Below are 19534 nucleotides of genomic sequence, written 5' to 3'. Positions count from 1 at the left end.
CCCACACCTGTCCCGTGTAATCAGTTCGCATATGTGACTGGGCTTGATGTAGCAGAAGGCAAAGAATTAGTCGAAATTTTAGTTTGATCACCAAAGAAAGTTTGAGCACCGTCTGAATGAATTACCGTTTGTGGAAAATGAGCGGGACTACATTTAATCGTAGCTAAAAGTTTAAATAATTGTTTGCGTTTTTCAGAAAATCCTAAATAATGAGAATTAGAGACACTTTCTGGGATCGGTATTTTAACAAAATCCTCAGCTTGTTTACGCTTAGGACCAAGCACCGAATCATCACAAAATTTTACAATTTTGGAGGAGTTTTTTTCTGCATTAAAACCATAATGCCATAATCTTTTAAAAAATTTCACTAAATCGAAATAGAATTTTCCTATAATGGAACTTAAATCCTGCTCTACTGTCGCTTCGTTAATTGCTTTTATTAATTGATTTCTTACTCTTTTATCTTTGCAATTCTCAAGTAATAATTCACATCCTTTTTTTACTAAAGAATAGTGTTTATTCTGTCCCCAATAAGTTAACAAGTTTAATTCAGCCTGATAGTGACCTATTTTCTGTTTGATACACCGCTCTCCATAATAAAACACCATGTCACTTAAAATAGGTTTATTCAACAACTGCGGTTTTTCAATCAGTGCTGATTCCAGAGCATCGTATAACACTGCGGACATATCGCGTTGCGGGAAAAGTCGCAATAATTTACTAACCAGTTGAATAGACTCAGGTATTTTTTGAAAAAAATTAAAATAATCCCTTAATAATCGCAATAACGCAGTTTTATTACCCGAGTAGCTCAACAAATAAGCACAGATTACAGGTGGCTTTTCCCCATTATTTTTACCCCAGGTTTGCTTAATGAAATCACTCCAATCGCATAAAATTTGTCGATCTTTTAATTCCTTTTGTAAAAAGACTGGATTATCAAACCATGACTTCCTGGGCAAGAACAGAGCTGTATATTCTTCTCTAATTCCTTTAGGAACCCATAATTTATCCACTAGCCTAAGTAAGAATGGTTTTGTAAAAGACAAACGCGCTATTGCTCGATTTAAAGTCTTTCGAGTATAAAATAATTGGGTTATCCCTGAGCGGGCACAGCGAAAAATTAATTCGCCTAAAATACTATAACCGATATTATAATTATTATCCAAAGCGCGTTTTTTAGACAAATGACGACTTACAAAGCAGGCCAGCGCTTTTAGTTCTTTGTCTTGCCATGTCGATTGTCTGGAATCAAACCAAAAATCATTTTCAGAAAAAATTCGTCCATGATGATGATTTAAAATATGCAATACTAATTTGTACTGGGCATTTTTTTCCCAATAAGAAGTTTTGTTTAACTGTTTAATCACAGCCATTAAATGATGTTTATCAAAAAATTGAACTACCTTAGCTATTTCCTGGTTGGCTATTTTTTGTACTGACGTCTGATCTCTATCATTAAGAAATTCTCTCAATACCAATGAGGCGCATTCTTCTGAGCGAATTAGAGTTTCTAATACCGTATCAAAAATTATCGCTTGCTTTTTATCTTGAAGAGCTCCCTGAGCAAGAAAAGCCAAAGCATTACTCAGAAGATTCCCATGTTTATTTTTTTTACCATAATAGGCAAATCGTAATAAACATTCTGAAAGCCACGGCTTATCATAATAATTAGCCAAATAATCAGCCAAACAAACATCAGCACCATGATTTTCTAAAAATCTTTGAAAATCAGATTCATGTAATCCACTGAACAAAATAGAACGTCTATTATCATGGCTTAAGAGATAATGAAAAAGATGAATAGCATTTGGTTTGCACTGAATAGATCCTAATAATTCAAATAAAGACTCATCATCAAAGTGATCAAGTAAGGGATTTAAAATATGTGGGGAAATTTCTCTTTGAGCCTCTTCTATTAATTTTAATAATTTTCTGTTTAACCATAAATATTTGTTTGTATCAGAACCAAGTAATTCAGTGCTGTATAGCATTTCTATAGAGTGTTCCAATGCCACATTGCGCAGTAACAGCTCCAATCCCAAAGAGGACTTTTCCAAATCATTTTTAGGTAAACGGCTCAATACCATAGCACTAGCATTTTTTTGAAAGCCTTTCTCTCTGATTAAAACACTAGAATCAGTTAAATACCCTATAATTTGACCTGCTTTATCATATAGTGGCTCAGCCACATTAGTAGAGCCTGTTTGATTTAATAAAACAGCTTCTTCATCAATAAAAGTCATGGCAATATTCGATTCGTTTAGAAAGCCTATCTTTTGCCCGGCAGAGTTATACAAAAAAACGTCCTTTTCTCTAGTTAGTTCAGATGTAAAACCAGTCATTTTATTAAAATTTTGATTTAACCAATATAAGAAAGCATTTTGGTCTTCGGGTTTTCTAACTTCATCGATACAAAAAGCCGGAGAATAAATATAAGCTATCGCTCTAAGGAATAAATCAGATCGCAAATTAGGGTAATTTAAGCTGTAATAGTGATATATGGCTTCTAATCCCTTATGATTGGTATTTGAATCCTCACATAAGCGTTCCATCTGATGCAATAAAGAACTTTGGCTGCTTTCAAGCCTAAACTGTAATAATTTGTTTCTTTTCATCAGCCAATAGGATTTAGCCTCAGGATACATGAGCAAATTAAGATCAATTCGCGCCATATGTTCATTGATTTCATCAAAACAGGGGCCTAATTCCTTAAATAGCGGTTCTTGATTATAGTCTGCTTGACTCAAAGTCAAAGATAGATGGCCGTAGCGCTCGATTAGTCTCTTTAAAACCCAAGGACTACACGCTTCAATAAATTGAGGTAAAGATAATAATTTCACTATCGAATAGGTGGAAAATTCCTCCTTGTCTTTATTTGATTTAGCTAATAGGTCCAAAGCTAGCTGATATAACTTGGGATTATTATCAAAAAGATAAGGGTCTAGTTGATTCAGTCTTGTCCTAATTTTCTTAACACATTCCTCATTTGGTATAGAAAACTCAGAACATAGAATACTTAGTAAATTTTTGTATTTCTGTTTTCTTTGTCCGTCATTTTTTTCATATTCGGCTAAACAATATTCAATTAATAAGAGAAAAGTATCCTGACTTAGACCTTTAAAAAATTCAATTTGTACGGATAATTCGGAATGATTTAATAAATCATAGAGCAAGGATATTAACACATGACTTAATGAAGAAAATAAATTCCTTTTTAACCCATCTTGATAAAAATTAAAGACAGCTCTCATGGTTTGCAGGTGTATAGAAAAAGGAAATTGAGCAAGGCATGCCCTAAGTTCCTTCAATCTGTCAATCTCTTTAACACAAGGGGCAACAGCTAGCAATAATACATGTATTGAGAGGACGTTAGTAGCTCCATAAATCAATACATCAAGAAAATGATTTAGCCAACCAGACAAATCAGGTTGCCGCAAAAATTGAACTAAGCGATTTCTATCGACTAGTTCCAAATCATCACTGCTCTTTACCAAAAAAGTATCAATCAATACATTAAGATCGGTGCCTTTAGTCAAATAGGAAAAAGCTAATAGACTTCGTTCGTCTGCTTCTTCCAATATCTGAATTAAATCCTTAGCCCCCTGTTTCTTTAGTGCCATGATAATTGGCCATGAGGCACTATAATGTACCAATTGTTTCAAAAATTTATCAATTAACTCATCAGGAGAGAGATCCTCTGGCTTATTTATCGTATTTAATGCTTCCGGTAATTTATCTAATATCTCTTGGCACAGCTGGTTTGGAGCATAAATCAAAACAATTGCAAGTACCGATAATGATCGCGGTAACCGAAAAGGAATTGGTTTTTCAAATTCTAATTGATTTTCATCGGCAGGAAGTTGTTTACAAAAGAGCTTTGTCAAATGATAAGCATCGTCTTTAAAATGGCTCCACAACAAATTTCTTATATCTGGAATTGGGATCTGTTGAATTTGTCCTTTTATAATATCTATTAACTGCTTCATTACGACTCTTCCCTAACATCTTCAATAATCCTTCCTCTTAGATAGGCTGCTTCTTGAATTCTAACACCAAAAACAAGGGTTTCACCCGTGCAATGCTTGAATCTTTATATTCTTTTTCCAAGACATATGCACCGGACCCACTCCTCTTGCATTTGCCAGAGTAATTTTCAAAAGAAGCCTAATATGGAGCCAAAGGATAATAATTTTAATATACCCTTAAACAATGGCTTTTGAAACTTTTAGGCCTTTGTTCGGAATAAAAAGTTTTATTGTCATCATTGCGAGTGAAGTAATTCATGGACTATTTTATGCAAAAGATCCATTTGTTCCGCTCATACCACAACAAAGCCTAAATTTTACATGGACTATGGCCTTAAGGCACGGAATATCGATTTGGTAAGGGATTCATTGTCATCAAAAATAATTCATTATGCTTAAAATTTGACAAAATTGATCGTTCTTCCTAAATTTTAAATACATCCTTAAAAGGACTTAAAGCATGAAACGACTCATGTTATTTATTTTATTCATTTGTAATTTCTATGCCTATGGAAAACCACTCATAATAGGTGTCCCTGAGTTTGCCCCTCCCTTTGTATCGACCTCTAGCGGAGGAACCGTATTCTATGGTTTTAACATCGATTTAATGAATTCTATTTGCAAAATAATTCGCATGGAATGCGCATACAAAGGAATGAACCTCCAGAAATTATTCACAAGCCTTAACACTGGTGAAGTGGACATTGTGCTTGCACCGACCCCCATTGTTCCAACTTATAATTCCGACTATATTTTTAGCATTCCTTATTTACCAAGCAATGTACAATTTGTAACTTTAAAATCTAATAATACTATAAACACCGTTAAAGACCTGAAAGGCAAAAAAATAGGCGTTTTAAAATACACTTTATATGGGGGACTACTTGAAGACAATTTTCAAAATTTATTTGAGCTGGTCGAATTCCCAAAAATCGCGGATATGGCAACTGCACTAACGAATCAGGACATTGATGCTGTTGTCCTCAATGCTAATGTTGCAAAATATGCTCTTAGCAATTCTACCACAGAATTAAAATTGATAGGGGAAGAAGTTCCAATAGGTAATGGTTATGGAATATTGTCCCTCAAAAAAAATGCCCCATTAATTAAAGAAATTAATAGTGCTTTATTAAAAATAGAAGAAAATGGGACTTATTTAACAATTTACAATACCTATTTTGGTGATGGTGGTTGATTAACCTCAGTAATAAGATAAATACCTAGTCTATAATCCATCTATCGCACTGTAAGGAATTACTCTAACTAGATCCAACTCCCTCATTCAGGTTAAACTAAAGGGAGCTCGGCTATAGGAAAAAATCCTATTTTCCTTATATCGAGTACTCGTAAAAAACAACGCAATTAATCTGCGGGATTATGATATGCAAGAAAAATTTGATCCATCAACTATTATTAACCTTCATAAAACAAGTATTATTCGTTGGAAGTTAAGTGGCATAGAATATCAACATGAACATTTTCTTAAGCTGGTAGAAGAAAATCATGCTTTCAATTTCCAATTGTGGCACGCTGAAGATAAGGCCCGTCGGGATGATATGGGTTATGAATTTGTTTATAAGGCTAAGCGAGAAATAGACGCACACAACCAACAAAGAAATAACCGCATGGAGGCTATGGACGAATGGCTTTACAGAGCACTACAACCAGAAAGTCATAAAAATTGTCCTGTCAATTCAGAATCACCCGGAATGATTATTGATCGACTATCCATTTTATCTTTGAAATCATACCATATGGATGTGCAAACAAAACGCCAGGATGCCAGCATGGAACACAGGACAACCTGTGCACAAAAGTTAGAAATTATACACCAGCAGCGAGATCAATTAGCTTTGTGTTTAGAGGAATTATTTAATGACGTACGCGCTAAAACTCGTACTTTCAGGATTTATCATCAATTTAAGATGTATAACGATCCTAAGCTAAACCCAGAATTGTATTGTTCTGGCTAGAACTTAATTGATCTAAAGTGGTTTCGCTAATGGAGTGTCGAATTGAAGGTTTTGGGGGGTAATTTTTGGGGGGAGTGTTTTCAAATATTCCGAAGGAAGACAATAAAGAGCCAGGACGCTTAGGGGAATCAGTCCGAGATTTTTCTGGTTGGATTGACTCCGTTATTTCTTGGGTCTTCTGAATACGCCCCCCCTCTGTCTCAACCATAACAGGGAGTTCTTCAGTATCTTCCGTTAGCTTAATTTGCCCCAAAGGTTTTCGCCCTAACCCTCTTGCAAATGCTCTTAAGGCCAGAGTGGAACCAAATAATAGAGCACTCATTATGGATAATACATGCATAACAGGAGTATCATGATAGTAACCATCATCGCCTCTTTCTTGCAATGAGTTCCCAGCAAAATCAACAAATTTTTGCCCTTTACCACATCCAGAAAACAAAGAGCGGAAAACCTCGCACCACTCTTGAATAAAGAATTGTGGGGAAGGGTCTAAAGATAAACCATCGTTTAATGATTTATGGAATTCGTGAGCTTCCAATAATTCTGGACTAAGCTCCGTATTAATATCTTTTTTTAATTTAAGTATGCGATCGTAAGGGCGCTCATCTTGTTTATTTTGTTTTTTTAAGTGCACATAATTAGTTATTACAGCATGAAGTGTGAATCCAACAATTAAAACCAAACCTGTAATGATACAACTTACAAGCAAGGCAGGAGGAAAGGAAATTCCTGTTAAAACTAAAATAGAACCAACTAAAAACAATACGCTTGCTAACGCCCCATAGGCATACAATCCATTTTTCATTCCTAATAAAGCGGATGTAAAGTAAGTGCGATTTGATTGTCTGGATAATAAGCTTCGCTTGTCATCAAATTGGTTTATTAAATTTATAACTGCTTTTTCCAGTCGCTCGATCTCTTCTAGATCATCCTGATTTTTAAAAGACTTTTCTTTCAGTAAAAGTAACTTTTTATAGCTTGTTTCTAACTCTCTCGTAATTAAAAGTAATTGGCATTGGGTTTGAGTGATTAATAATTTTAATTGAAAGTCATACTCTTCATACAGTCTTGTAATGACACAAGCAGCGGTATAAAAAATGCAAATTGCAGCCATCGCAGCGAGCAGAGGTGGTGACAATACAGCCAAACCTAATACACCAACATATAAATACAATCCATCAAGAAGCCCACCTGCCGCAACAGCACAATAGGCCGTCCCGCGAGTTCGTAAAGCCTGATATTTGATTTGTTTTAAATAGGTAATACGCTCCTCATGAGATAAGGACATTAGCTTTTTTATTTCGATAAGAAGCTCCATATTGGCCTTCATCATCTGTTTGCGCTCTTCTAGCATACTCCGGATCCAAAACCTATTAGCCGCAGCTAGAACTCCTAATGCTACCCCAGCAGGAATAATAAGGAATTTTGCATCTACCCCACTAATTAAACCAAATGCCTCCACAGTGCTTTTCCAACCTTTATAAGCATTCTTTAAGCCCTTCATCACATCGCGAAAATAAGGCCAGGCAGTAGCAATAAATTTTTTATAAGAATCCTCTTTTTCATTCTCAAATCGGCATGCTAGAAAAGAAAATGCCACTAAAAATACCGATTCGGCTGTAATAGTGATTATTCCGGTAGGGGAATTTAAGAAATCATGCATTGAATCACTATCTTTAGAAGGAGAAAGCACGTCAAAAAAGTATTTGAACATGCTATAGGAAGAACTTAAGGAATCTAAAATGGAGTACACATAGTAAACCAGCCGATCTTTATCGAGTTTTTGAGCAAGAATTCTACTTTGCGCGTCTAAACGACCAGCAATGGCTAGGATAAAAGCTAAATCGGAGGGCTCGGGAGCCTGCTGTTCATCGCTCACATAGGACATGTGCAGGTATGGTGCTATCGGCTAAGATTGGGCGCTATTGTATGTATAATTAAACTTGATGTCAATTAAACTTTCATCCTGAATCAAAAAAATACAGGAACAATCAGAAACCCTTAATAATATCATATTATTAAGCAGAAATTATTAGCGAAATTAAAAAAATTCTTGCCTAAATCTGCTCTCGGGCTGTGACTTACGCTCTAAACCTGTTACGATATTGCACCAAAGTGCAACTCAATATGAGGATTAGATGAGATCGAAACTTGTTCTCTTTATATTTATGTCATTATTGACCGGGACTCTTATGGCAAACAATGAAGCACAAATCTACGGTTATGTTGAGAAAGCTACCTTAATTGATCAAAACCTTACATTATCAGCAAAATTAGATACTGGCGCTAAATCATCCTCATTACATGCAGTGAATATTACCGAAATTGAAAAAAATGGAATTCCTTATTTGCGCTTTACTGTTCCTACAAAAAATGGAAATTATATATTTGAAGGGGAATATATAGGCAAGGTAAAAATAAAAATACGGGCAGGTGAAGCAAGTGCAGGATTATTAAGTACTACTCCAATAAAACGACCAGTGGTATTAATTAATATCAAACTTGGCGATAAAGTCAGGGCAATTCAAGTCAATCTAACCAACAGAAAACGGTTCCTTTATCCTTTACTATTGGGAAGAGATGCCATAATTGATTTTAATGGAGCTATTAATCCTGCTCTTACTTTTACAACAAAATCTAAGGGCGAAGTGAAACAATGAAAAACAACAAGCGTCATGTTTATGGTCTGATTCTTACTTTAATGCTACTAGGAACAGGTATTTTTTTATATAGACATATCGTTTTAGATGTGCCATTAACAGATACCGAAACTATCAATAGCTGGATGGTTGAATCCAATTTACGCTTTAACGCAGATAAAAATACCCCTATAAAAGCCAGCTTCAATATACCTTATTTGCCTCCTAATTTTGCGATACTAGATGAGTATTTTGTATCCAGAAATTATGGAGTAACCACTAATTTAAATGGTAATAATAGAGAAACGGTATGGTCTATACGACGGGGAAATGGCCCTCAGTCACTTTATTATAGAGCTATCTTTCGCCAAACAGATAGTGAGGAATCCTCATTGCCAAAACCTTCGGTGATCAAATCGCAGCCACTCAATGACAGCCAAAAATCGGCGGTCGAAACCATTATCAACCAGGTAAGGTTAACGTCAGCAGACATTCAAACGTTTGCTCAAAGTACTATTAAGGAATTAAATAAAAAAGATGGGAATGCTAAGCTTTTAGTAGGAAATGAGTTCAGTGATGAAAATCTTATCAAGGCTACTATCTTAATTCTTAATCAAGCAAAAATTGCCGCCATTGCGGTACAAGGGATATATCTAAATCAACAAAAAAAGGCGGAATTAAAATCTCTTCTCGCCGTCTTTAATGGAAAAAACTGGATTTATATTAATCCCAGAACCAACAGTGCCGGTTTACCCAAAGAATTCCTTATCTGGCAATATGGAAATGGACCCCTATTTAATGTGATTGGAGGTAGCAAAGCTCAATTTTCATTAACTGTATCGCCAACACCTATCAATGCCTTAAGTGTAGCTAAATCAAGGGGGCTACAATCTGATTCTCAACTGTTACGATTCTCTTTACTCCAGCTTCCAGTGAATGTGCAGGGAATCTATAAAATTTTATTAACCGTCCCAATTGGCGCTTTTATCATTTTAATACTACGCAATTTCGTGGGACTTAAAACTTTCGGCACTTTTATGCCAGTATTAATTGCTTTGGCATTTAGAGAAACTCATGTTGCCTGGGGCATTACTCTTTTCATTCTTATTATTTCTTTTGGTTTATTGGCCCGTTTTTATCTGGATCAATTAAGATTATTATTGGTACCAAGGCTTGCCGCCATTCTTACCGTAGTGATATTACTAATGATTTTTATCAGTGTCCTATGCCAAAACCTTAGTTTGGATACAGGAATGTCAGTTGCCTTATTCCCAATGGTTATATTAACCATGACTATTGAGCGCATGTGCATCACATGGGATGAGCGAGGCGCTTCCGAAGCGATAAAGTCAGGTGTTGGTAGCCTTGTGGCCGCAGTTCTTTCTTATTGGGCTATGAGTTATGAACCTATACAGTATTTAGTCTTTGCATTCCCTGAACTGCTTCTAGTGCTTCTCTCCATGATTTTATGGTTTGGCCAATACCGAGGTTATCGTTTAGTTGAATTAAAACGCTTTAAGTCTCTTGCGAGTGCCATAGAATGATCAAGCTTTTTCGCCGTCTTAAGAATCATGGAGTTTTGAGTATTAATCAACGTAATACCGACTTTGTATTACGATATAATCCGAGAAAATTATTCCCACTGGTAGATGATAAACTTAAAACTAAAAAATTGGCCTTAAAAGCAGGAATTTCAGTTCCTGCCTTGTATGATATTATAGAAACAGAACAACAAATCAAATCAATAGAAACACGATTTGCCAGTTATAATGATTTTGTAGTAAAGCCAGCCAGAGGCTCTGGCGGCGATGGCATATTAGTATTTAAAGATAAAGTTCATGGCCGTTATCGACAAATTAATGGTAAATTAACTACTGTTCAAGAGCTTAGTTATCATTTATCTTGTTTGCTGTCCGGGGCTTATAGCCTTGGAGGTTCTTCTGATTATGCCATTATAGAAAAGCGTGTTGTTGTCGATCCAGTGTTTGCAGAGGTCAGTTACGAAGGCATTCCGGACATCCGTATTATTACTCTATTAGGTTATCCAGCAATGGCCATGGTAAGGCTTCCTACTCGCTTGTCTGGAGGAAAAGCAAATTTACATCAAGGTGCAATAGGAGTTGGAGTTGATCTCGCAACTGGGAAAACTCTAGGTGGAGTATTTCAAAATGACACCATAGACTACCACCCTGATACTTTAAATTCCATTGTAGGAATTGAAGTGCCCTATTGGAACCGAATTCTTGAAATAGCATCCAGTTGTTATGAACTAACAGGATTAGGCTATTTAGGCGTTGATATTGTACTTGATAAAGATAATGGTCCGCTAATGCTTGAATTAAATGCCAGACCAGGATTAAATATACAAATTGCTAACAGGGAAGGTGGACTTAAGCGTTATAGAACTATTGAAACCCGTTTTAAAGAAAATGGGGGCGAATCCACTGCTGATAAAGTAACGTTTTGTCGTCAAGAATTCGCTCGTTAAATTCCATAGCAACCAATAGGCGGTGGAGATCCATTGTCAACACACCTAATCAATTTCCCGAAGATTTTCAATTCTTCATTTTTTGCGCGCTATCTCTTCTAAAATTCAAAGAACGCATTTTATTTTCTTAATATTAACTTATTTTGCACTTTGTGGTTTTAATTTAGACCATAATAAAATACAATAAAACAATAAACGGCTTCCGTTATATGACAAGAATAACCCGTTTATCCCAAATACCTACCTTAGGTATTTTGAAATACATGAGGATTATCAGGGAGATATTTATGCGGTCCAAATTGGGTTCTTTTTTTAAACCTACTCCTATCCCAAAAGCAACTGCCCCAAAAATATGGTTTGAACATCGATTACAAGAGAGTGGCTTAAGGAAGAAAATCTCTGCAGAGATGCTGGAAAAAACCCAGCCGTCGGTTAAAGTATTTGCCAATCGTAAATACCTCCCAGATACCAAAGCCATAACTGATGCACTAACCAAGGTAACTGCTATCAATGTAGCGGGAGATAAATCTGGGTATTTTCCGAATGGCTTGCCTTTCCCAAAAGATGCCGAATTCTTTGCAAAGATCCCGGAAAAGCATCCAGAATTATTATCGCCTAAGGAAAGATTAGCAGCGAGCAAAAAAGTGATTGCATCACAAAGCCAGGTTTTTGCAGCAGGAGGTTACCCTTTAATAAATCCCATCAAGTTATACCCGAAGCCAATTAAAGTGAATATTTTTTCTTTGGCAGGACCAACCTTCGAAACAAACTATCTCCACTATTCTCTATTCATGTTGGACCATCACATCATGTCGTCATTAACTCACCCCTATTTGCTCATTTGCATAACAATTTACCGGTTAGGTTTGAAGATGCTAAAAAGGAGCTTGATGAATTCGACATCAATAAAGAGATGTCCCGTATTCGAATAGGACTTCCCTATCTGGCACGATCTTCAAAAGGTACTTTTTATCCCAGCTTCGGAAAATCAAATGCGGTCATTTTCTTAGCTGAAGCCTATAAGCGCTATCAGCTAGAAGATATTTCATTGCTCTTGGCTTCAGTGAATCAATCAGCAAAAGAAGCTGGAAAACCAGCTTTATTAAAAGCAACGGCTGTTGGGATGGGCTTTTTTGCTAAAATTAATTGCAGTTATGATATACAACATTTGCTTTTCCCCTATTACTTACGGGCTTATAAACAATTATTAACTGAACAGAAATACCCATGGATAACGAAAATTGAATTCCCCATATTTGGCGAATTACAGCAAGAACAATTTGATGCAATATTCGCAGATTATAATGGGCATGTAAAAGTATATCAAAGTACTCGAGATGTCTTAGCGTTTAGTGAGAGCGAAACAGAGAAGTTTTTACCTGCTGTTATTAACCCCTCGGATGCGTTCTCTTATATTGGAAATGAATGGGGCTATGGGAGTGTTGAGTCAATGATAGGTAATAACAGTTCTCTGCGATTGGATCAAGTACCTCATGCCAATCCTTTGCTTTTAGAACCTTCACATCATGTTGGAGTACAAATAAACGACGATTATAGTGTTGAATTCGCAGAAAAACACACTCTACAATCTCCACCAAAGATCAATATTTAAATTAACAATCTGAAAGAAAGCAATTCATTTAGACTGTGATGCCCATTAGACTATGGGAAATTAAAGATCGAATTGTAAGCTAGTTAAAAGAAGTGCATCTAGACAGATAAGATGGTAGATTTCCATTCTTAATGATACAGCATAATTGTTATTCAATATATTTGGCATCTATCGCATCTAATACACTGAATAAAAATAGATATTAGAATAGCTTCTATCCTCTATTATAATAATTGATTGTTCAAATCTTGTTCTTTGTGATTAAATATAATTACTCATCTATTTGGAGACTATTATGCCAGTTGTATTTAATTATGATAAATCTGTTGAGTCCACTAAAGAGAGTTTGAATGTACAGCAACAAAAGAATAACACGAGCTATCCTCTCTCTACAGACGTAAAAACTATTATGGAAACAAGGAAGAAGCCGGAAACTGCTAATAGTATCCTTGTCTTTGGGGCCGGAATAATATCGCTCGCAGCTGGGGGTATAGCTATACTCTTTCCATTAGCAGCATCAATTATTGTTCCGATAGCAACAATCGGTGGAGCAGTTGCATTATCAACTATTACTCGTAAGCTTATTAAAAGCCTACAATACAGCTACAAGTAGTGGAGTAGAGAGCAATTGCCAACATACCCTAATTGATTATAGACCAGCAGCATGATAGATGAATAATCTTTTAATAGGCGCTAATTCATTACAAGCACGTACTCCAAAACTACGTAATGAGGCAATAGGAGAAAAAGCCGTTCCAAATAATCGTTTGAACCCCTCCATAAGCAAAATAACTTGCCAAACAGCATGCTTCCGTTCCCGTTGGTAAGCGCCAAGGATTTTATTTGATACTAGTATCCCTTTATTCTTATCTATATAATTTATCCAGCTATTCACATCGGCTAAACCGACGTTTAAACCGAGACCAGCCAAGGGATGAATCGTATGAGCTGCATCACCCAGTAGCAACCAACGTTGTCCGACATATTGTTTTACATGCCTCATCTGCAAGGGAAATTGATGTCGACTGCTAGCCACTTCCACTTGGCCTAATTGATTAGCAAATGCTTTAGTCAATTGCTTGTTGAATTCACTATCATCAAGTGCTAGTAAATTCTGCACATGTTTCGGTTGAGTTGACCAAACAATAGAGCATTGATGGGAATCAGCCAGAGGCAAGAATGCTAACGGACCATCCGGATTAAATATTTGATAAGCTGTATTACCATGTGATTTCTCCACATTGACCATAGCAACTAATGCTTGTTGGTCATAAGACCAACTGGTTAAGTCCACTTTAAGCTTTTGGCGTGTAGGAGAATTTGCCCCATCGGCTATCATTAATAACTGCCCTTGCCAGATGGCATTTTGGCTGGAAATTTCTATAGAGTGCTCGGAACTGATGATGTTATTTACCATGTTTTGGGCAAACAAGCTAATTTGTGAATTTTTTGATATTTGCTGAAATAAAGCTTGTTTTAGAATGGATTCTTCAACAATTACTCCTAAATTTGGTTCGGCAATACTGCGTGAATCAAAATCAATATAGGCACCACTGACACCATCCCAAACATGCATATGACTATAAGGAGCAATTCGGGTATTATCCAAATGTGCCCATACATCTAATTCTCTGAATAATCTTTGTGATGCTTTATTGATTGCGTAAACGCGTAAATCAGTACCGCTTGTATCGACAGATAGCATTCCAGCATCAATAACAGCCACAGTGTAATTACGTTGTGCCATAGCTAATGCAGCAGTTAAACCAACAACGCCACCACCAACAATAAGCACATCAAATGGTTGGCTCATTGTATTCTCCTCTGCTTAGTGCCATTTCACAAACCAAATCGGGAGAAATACCCCCAAAACCACGAGCATATCGTCCTAATATATTCTTTAGAGCGGGTATATTATCAAGAGCAATCAAACCTAAGTTTCGCACAACACCTATGCCTGGCAAACGACTAGTAAACAGGTGTATTAAACCGTCTGTCAACCAGGTAATCATTTGCTGATCATGTGCTCGCATTTTCAAATACTGTTCCAACATTTGCGGATTTAACCCATTCTTAGCAATACACTGAGCTAAAGCAGCGACATCTCTTAGTCCCAAATTAAATCCTTGCCCTGCTACTGGATGCAGAGTATGAGCAGCATTTCCTACAAAAACAACAGGCCATTTACTTTGTTGGGGCATTAAGACTTGCTTCAAAGGATAGGAATGTCGTTTTCCTATTTTATTAAAACGGCCTAATCTATAGCCAAAAGCCGATTGCAATTCTCGCAAAAAATCATCTTCTTTCAGAACCATTAAGCGCTGTGCATCGTGAGGTTTCAACGACCAAACTAATGACATTTTATTCCCCTGCATAGGCAATAAAGCAAGAGGGCCATTAGGAGTAAATCGTTCAAAAGCTCGATTGCCATGTGGCTTTAATAATCCTACATTTGCAACAATGCCTTGTTGTTCATAATTCTTGACTTTGGCTGGTAAATTACATAATTGACGCGATATAGAGTCTGTACCATCAGCCGCTACAATCAACTGAGCTGCAATAGAAATATCACCTGACTCCGTAATGATTGTGGCGACGCGGTTTTTGAAATCGATGGATTTTAAAGTAGCAGGAGCTAATAATTGTTCTTTATTTAATAGAGACTCCAAAGCCTTGTTAATGTATTGCATTTCTACCACATAACCCAGGGGATTATTTTTTTCACTGTATAAACGCGATATGCCAAAACGATGCTGATCAGAAACATGAATCATTTCTATTGGGGTAGCATATTCTTTAAGAATATCCCAAACTCCCAACATACTTAATATACGCTGGCTGGCTGGTGATAATGCTAATGAACGAGCGTCGAAATCAGGATTGGTCTTATTACTGAAAGGCTTGGACTCAACCAACATAATAGAAAAACCCAATCCCTGTAACGCCAGCAATAAACTTGCACCTGTCAAGCCTCCACCAATAATTAATATATCAAGCTCTCTATTCACCACGCATCAAAGCCTCAATGTCATCCACATCAACAGGTAAAGCACTCGTTAACACTTCATATCCTGTTTTGGTAACCAAAACATCATCTTCTATACGAACACCAATACCCCACCAACGTTTTTCAACACCTTCTATTTCTGCACTAATATAAAGACCTGGTTCGACAGTTAATACCATACCAGCCTCCAAGGGGCGCCATTCGTTATTGATTTTATAACGTCCTGCGTCATGTACATCCAAACCAAGCCAATGGCCGGAATTATGCATATAAAAGGGTTTATACGCTTCATTCTTAATTAACTCTTCCGTATCTCCTTTTAAAATACCTAATGCACAAAGTCCAGTAGTAAGAATTCTAACCATAATTTGTTGAATATGATTCCACGGAAGTCCAGGCTTAATTGCAGCAATCCCAGCTTTTTGAGCTTTTAAAACTAATTCGTAAATACTCCTCTGCTCAGGGCTAAAAGTACCATTAATCGGGAAAGTTCTTGTAATATCTGCAGCATAATTACCATATTCGCCACCAGCATCAATAAGAACCAAATCACCAGGGCGTAAAGGTTTATTATTTTCTGTGTAATGAAGAATGCAAGCATTGGCCCCGCTGCCCACTATAGGATCATAGGCGACACTACGGCAACCTTGGCGACTGAATTCATAAATTAATTCCGCCTCCAGCTGATATTCATTCTCCATCTCTCGACAAAGTTGTATTGCTCTTTTATGTGCCTCTACCGAAATATTAGCTGCTCGCCGCATTAATTCCAATTCCGCATTGCTTTTAATTAAACGCATTTCACTTAAAATGGGCTCAAGGTCACATAGAGATTCAGGTGCCTTAACTCCTTTCCTTACCTGGGCTTTTACTGAAGAGAGAGCCTGGATGATCCTTCTTTCTAAAGATAAATTACTACCAAGATTGTAATATATAGCTGATTTCCCGCCCAGTAGCTTGGGAAGTTCCTCTGCAATACTGGTTATAGGGTAAGCCATCTGTACTCCAAGCTCTTGCACCGCTCCATCTTGGCCTAGTCGTTTTCCTGTCCATTGCTCTTCAGGGGGATTTCGGGGACGATTGAATAAAATACTTTGCTCCTCTTTCCCCGAAATAATTACCAATAAAGCATCAGGCTCATTAAACCCAGTCAAATAATAAAAATTACTGTCTTGGCGAAAGCGATAATGAGCATCTCCATTTCGTAATGATTCATGAGCAGCAGAAATTATAGCAACACTATCCGCAGGTAGCTTTGCTGCTAAACTCTTTCTCCGTGCCATATATTCTTGCTGGCTTATCATATTAATTTCCCTTCTTAATAATTCCTGTTCAATGTGTTGTTTCAGAGCCACCACTTTCTCTTGTATGCATCACTAAATCACTATGCAAACGAAGTACTGCCATACGAGTATACTCACTAACCTCCATTAATGCTTTCTCATCTTCTTCACCCACTTCCAATGATTCGCAATCAAGTTCAGCAAACTCTATAAGATGCTGAAGAGCATCTTGAGAGTCTTCTTCCGAAAACTGCTCCAATCCAATTCCAGCAATAGTCAAGCTCTGGGTAAACCCTTCACACCACTCACTGAAAGCCTGAGCACGTACTACTAAAGGCTCCTCGTCATCAGGCAATAGCATTTCAAATTCAAAATCAAAATTATTAATTTGTTGCTGACTGATTGAAAATACGGAAAACATAGCTAACAGGGCATTACGACTTTCTGCGTCTTTTTTATTATTCAATAGGGCACGAATATAGGCCTCCCCTTGACCGTCTGCTCCCGCACAGAGATAACCACACATCATTCCATGCAATTCGCTGCCTGAGATACCTAACGATAAAATAGAAATGGATTGAATAAAATCATCATATTTGGGCAAATGCAACTCATTATCTAAAGACATATTGAACTCAATTTAAAACGATAGCTAATGATACCCCATTTAGAATCAGTGTTCACCTGCTACTCTTTTTCAGCACATATAATTTTCATTATTAGGATTCTTTAGAAATTGTTGGCAAACAGTCAACATAAGAAAGCTTTAGGATTCATTATCCTATTGATGTCGCTCTTTGCAATAGAGTTTTCTAAGCGGTTTATTTGCTGCGTTAAACCAAAATTGTTACTATTTGCTTAGTACTATGCAAATGCAAAGGCGTGATAATGACAAATAGTAAATCGTGTAAAATAAAATTATTAAATAAAATTTATGAGATCAAATGCCCAGATGGTGAAGAAGTGAATTTGATGCTTGCAGCAGAAAAACTTCATGAGAAAATGCAAAATAATAAAAGTAAATTTAAGCATTTAGATAATTTTCAAACTCTTCTACTTGCTGCGTTGGATATTAGTCATGAATTAATTGTTTGTAAAAACGAACAGGAACTACAACGCCTACAAGTAACCCAATTTATTTCCTCTCTGGAGAACAAGATTAATAAAGCAGTCGTTGGCTCTGAAGCTGATGGTAGCCTAACAAAATAATGAATTAAGTAATCTGCAACAAATCATTCTATACTCTTGATATATAACAAAAAGGAATTGAATATGAGACGTCAATGGTATATAGGGTTTGGAGTAATTCTATTAAGTATCTTTGCATTTTTTGCGATGCTGCAAGATATTAAATGGTTTGTTGCCTTTACAATCCCTCTCATCATACTATGGATTTATGATATAACCCAAAGAAAACACACGATTTTACGCAATTTCCCTGTGTTGGGTCACGTGAGATACTTTTTAGAATTTATTCGGCCTGAAATTCAGCAATACTTCATTGCTACAGACGAAAGTGAACTGCCTTTTAACAGAGAAACTCGCTCTATGATCTATCAACGTGCTAAAAGTGTTAGAGACACGATCCCTTTTGGAACAGAAAGAGACATTTTAAGTGTGGGTTATACTTGGGCACTTCATTCTCTATCCCCCAAACATTCCAGTGAAGTTGAGCCAAGAATTGATGTGGGGGGGTCTGATTGCAAAAAACCTTACAATGCCTCCAGATTGAACATTTCAGCCATGAGTTTTGGTTCCTTATCATCTAATGCCATTATGGCATTAAACAAAGGCGCTAAAATTGGTGGATTTTACCATAATACTGGTGAAGGAGGATTAAGTCCTTATCATTTACAAGGTGGCGATCTTATTTTTCAGATTGGTACAGCCTACTTTGGCTGTCGAGATGAAGAGGGCAATTTTGATGAACAGGAGTTCACTAAAGAAGCTTCTCGTGATGAAGTAAAAATGATTGAAATTAAATTATCTCAAGGAGCAAAACCTTCTCATGGCGGAATTTTGCCTGCTGCCAAATTAACTGAAGAAATTGCGAGAGTAAGAAAAGTCCCTATGGGCAAAGACGTTTTATCTCCGATTGCTCATACCACTTTTGATAATCCTGTAGGCCTTCTTTATTTTGTAAAAAAATTACGTGATTTATCTGGAGGAAAGCCTGTTGGTTTCAAATTATGTCTTGGCCGTAGAGAAGAATTTTTTGGCATTTGTAAGGCCATGCTTAAAACCAACATTTTACCTGATTTTATTACGATAGACGGTGCTGAGGGCGGAACCGGAGCTGCCCCAATTGAATATACCAACTTTATCGGAACCCCTCTAGAATCTGGTTTGGTTTTTGTGCATAATGCCCTTGTTGGCACTGGTGTACGAGATAAAATCCGCGTTATTTGTAGTGGTAAAGTATCCAATGGGTTTGATTTGCTAACCAATATTGCCTTGGGGGCTGATATCTGCAATTCTGCAAGAGCAATGATGATGGCCATCGG

16 protein-coding genes are annotated in these 19534 nt (G+C 36.7%); 10 read left to right on the top strand and 6 right to left on the bottom strand.

Annotated elements, in window-relative coordinates; genetic code table 11:
- Window positions 1–20 precede the first annotated feature (20 nt).
- The gene (locus OK13_RS08675; RefSeq protein ID WP_035890201.1) at window positions 21–3989 is read right to left on the bottom strand and encodes a hypothetical protein; all 3969 of its coding nucleotides are present in this window, start codon (window positions 3987–3989) and stop codon (window positions 21–23) included.
- 499 nt (window positions 3990–4488) lie between these two features.
- Between OK13_RS08675 and OK13_RS08670 the strand changes: the two genes are divergently transcribed.
- Window positions 4489–5223: a transporter substrate-binding domain-containing protein gene (locus tag OK13_RS08670; RefSeq protein ID WP_035890195.1), complete on the top strand. Its 735-nt coding sequence runs from the start codon at window positions 4489–4491 to the stop codon at window positions 5221–5223.
- 187 nt (window positions 5224–5410) lie between these two features.
- On the top strand, window positions 5411–6001 hold the full coding sequence (locus tag OK13_RS08665; RefSeq protein WP_035890189.1) for a DUF4254 domain-containing protein: 591 nt from the start codon (window positions 5411–5413) through the stop codon (window positions 5999–6001).
- Here OK13_RS08665 and OK13_RS08660 read toward each other — a convergent pair.
- Window positions 5967–7889: a hypothetical protein gene (locus tag OK13_RS08660; protein ID WP_035890185.1), complete on the bottom strand. Its 1923-nt coding sequence runs from the start codon at window positions 7887–7889 to the stop codon at window positions 5967–5969. The genes OK13_RS08665 and OK13_RS08660 overlap by 35 nt on opposite strands.
- 250 nt (window positions 7890–8139) lie before the next feature.
- On the opposite strand from OK13_RS08660, the gene OK13_RS08655 reads away from it, so the two are divergent.
- From OK13_RS08655 to OK13_RS08635, 6 genes are all read left to right on the top strand, one after another.
- On the top strand, window positions 8140–8661 hold the full coding sequence (locus tag OK13_RS08655; protein ID WP_035890184.1) for an ATP-dependent zinc protease family protein: 522 nt from the start codon (window positions 8140–8142) through the stop codon (window positions 8659–8661).
- The gene (locus OK13_RS08650; protein WP_035890183.1) at window positions 8658–10184 is read left to right on the top strand and encodes an inactive transglutaminase family protein; all 1527 of its coding nucleotides are present in this window, start codon (window positions 8658–8660) and stop codon (window positions 10182–10184) included. The genes OK13_RS08655 and OK13_RS08650 overlap by 4 nt, the downstream gene beginning before the upstream one ends.
- Entirely contained in the window at window positions 10181–11128 is a 948-nt protein-coding gene (locus OK13_RS08645) for an alpha-L-glutamate ligase-like protein (RefSeq protein WP_035890182.1), read from the top strand. The genes OK13_RS08650 and OK13_RS08645 overlap by 4 nt, the downstream gene beginning before the upstream one ends.
- Window positions 11129–11415: 287 nt before the next feature.
- A complete protein-coding gene (locus OK13_RS15855; protein WP_277619287.1) occupies window positions 11416–12060 on the top strand; it encodes a hypothetical protein in 645 nt (214 codons plus the stop codon).
- Entirely contained in the window at window positions 12042–12740 is a 699-nt protein-coding gene (locus OK13_RS15850) for a hypothetical protein (protein ID WP_277619286.1), read from the top strand. The genes OK13_RS15855 and OK13_RS15850 overlap by 19 nt, the downstream gene beginning before the upstream one ends.
- Before the next feature lie 295 nt (window positions 12741–13035).
- The gene (locus tag OK13_RS08635) at window positions 13036–13353 is read left to right on the top strand and encodes a hypothetical protein (RefSeq protein WP_035890176.1); all 318 of its coding nucleotides are present in this window, start codon (window positions 13036–13038) and stop codon (window positions 13351–13353) included.
- Window positions 13354–13389: 36 nt separating this feature from the next.
- Here OK13_RS08635 and OK13_RS08630 read toward each other — a convergent pair whose 3' ends face one another.
- From OK13_RS08630 to OK13_RS08615, 4 genes are read right to left on the bottom strand one after another with little or no spacing between them, the layout of a single operon-like run.
- Window positions 13390–14553 (bottom strand): FAD-dependent oxidoreductase, encoded by a 1164-nt coding sequence (locus OK13_RS08630; RefSeq protein WP_035890174.1) that lies wholly within the window; start codon window positions 14551–14553, stop codon window positions 13390–13392.
- Window positions 14537–15751: a 2-octaprenyl-6-methoxyphenyl hydroxylase gene (ubiH, locus tag OK13_RS08625; protein ID WP_035890172.1), complete on the bottom strand. Its 1215-nt coding sequence runs from the start codon at window positions 15749–15751 to the stop codon at window positions 14537–14539. Before ubiH ends, OK13_RS08630 begins: the two co-directional genes overlap by 17 nt.
- Window positions 15741–17051 (bottom strand): Xaa-Pro aminopeptidase, encoded by a 1311-nt coding sequence (gene pepP, locus OK13_RS08620; protein ID WP_035890223.1) that lies wholly within the window; start codon window positions 17049–17051, stop codon window positions 15741–15743. The genes ubiH and pepP overlap by 11 nt, the downstream gene beginning before the upstream one ends.
- Before the next feature lie 28 nt (window positions 17052–17079).
- Window positions 17080–17658 carry a UPF0149 family protein gene (locus OK13_RS08615; RefSeq protein ID WP_035890170.1) on the bottom strand — a complete coding sequence of 193 codons (579 nt, stop codon included), beginning with the start codon at window positions 17656–17658 and terminating at the stop codon, window positions 17080–17082.
- Window positions 17659–17918: 260 nt separating this feature from the next.
- On the opposite strand from OK13_RS08615, the gene OK13_RS08610 reads away from it, so the two are divergent.
- Window positions 17919–18239: a cell division protein ZapA gene (locus tag OK13_RS08610; RefSeq protein WP_035890165.1), complete on the top strand. Its 321-nt coding sequence runs from the start codon at window positions 17919–17921 to the stop codon at window positions 18237–18239.
- Between the two features lie 63 nt (window positions 18240–18302).
- Window positions 18303–19534 (top strand): FMN-binding glutamate synthase family protein (locus tag OK13_RS08605; protein WP_035890162.1); only part of this gene is annotated, 1232 nt, incomplete at its 3' end.

It is taken from the genome of Legionella norrlandica, assembly GCF_000770585.1.
Taxonomy (GTDB): Bacteria; Pseudomonadota; Gammaproteobacteria; order Legionellales; family Legionellaceae; genus Legionella; species Legionella norrlandica.
The sequence above is the reverse complement of the archived record's forward strand: the minus strand, read 5'-3'. Positions and strand labels throughout refer to the sequence as shown.

Excerpts from the sequence above, each read along its gene's own strand:
- OK13_RS08675 (WP_035890201.1), bottom strand. The coding sequence starts at position 3,989 with ATGAAGCAGTTAATAGATATTATAAAAGGACAAATTCAACAGATCCCA.
- OK13_RS08670 (WP_035890195.1), top strand. The coding sequence starts at position 4,489 with ATGAAACGACTCATGTTATTTATTTTATTCATTTGTAATTTCTATGCC.
- OK13_RS08665 (WP_035890189.1), top strand. The coding sequence starts at position 5,411 with ATGCAAGAAAAATTTGATCCATCAACTATTATTAACCTTCATAAAACA.
- OK13_RS08660 (WP_035890185.1), bottom strand. The coding sequence starts at position 7,889 with ATGTCCTATGTGAGCGATGAACAGCAGGCTCCCGAGCCCTCCGATTTA.
- OK13_RS08655 (WP_035890184.1), top strand. The coding sequence starts at position 8,140 with ATGAGATCGAAACTTGTTCTCTTTATATTTATGTCATTATTGACCGGG.
- OK13_RS08650 (WP_035890183.1), top strand. The coding sequence starts at position 8,658 with ATGAAAAACAACAAGCGTCATGTTTATGGTCTGATTCTTACTTTAATG.
- OK13_RS08645 (WP_035890182.1), top strand. The coding sequence starts at position 10,181 with ATGATCAAGCTTTTTCGCCGTCTTAAGAATCATGGAGTTTTGAGTATT.
- OK13_RS15855 (WP_277619287.1), top strand. The coding sequence starts at position 11,416 with ATGCGGTCCAAATTGGGTTCTTTTTTTAAACCTACTCCTATCCCAAAA.
- OK13_RS15850 (WP_277619286.1), top strand. The coding sequence starts at position 12,042 with ATGTCCCGTATTCGAATAGGACTTCCCTATCTGGCACGATCTTCAAAA.
- OK13_RS08635 (WP_035890176.1), top strand. The coding sequence starts at position 13,036 with ATGCCAGTTGTATTTAATTATGATAAATCTGTTGAGTCCACTAAAGAG.
- OK13_RS08630 (WP_035890174.1), bottom strand. The coding sequence starts at position 14,553 with ATGAGCCAACCATTTGATGTGCTTATTGTTGGTGGTGGCGTTGTTGGT.
- pepP (WP_035890223.1), bottom strand. The coding sequence starts at position 17,051 with ATGATAAGCCAGCAAGAATATATGGCACGGAGAAAGAGTTTAGCAGCA.
- OK13_RS08615 (WP_035890170.1), bottom strand. The coding sequence starts at position 17,658 with ATGTCTTTAGATAATGAGTTGCATTTGCCCAAATATGATGATTTTATT.
- OK13_RS08610 (WP_035890165.1), top strand. The coding sequence starts at position 17,919 with ATGACAAATAGTAAATCGTGTAAAATAAAATTATTAAATAAAATTTAT.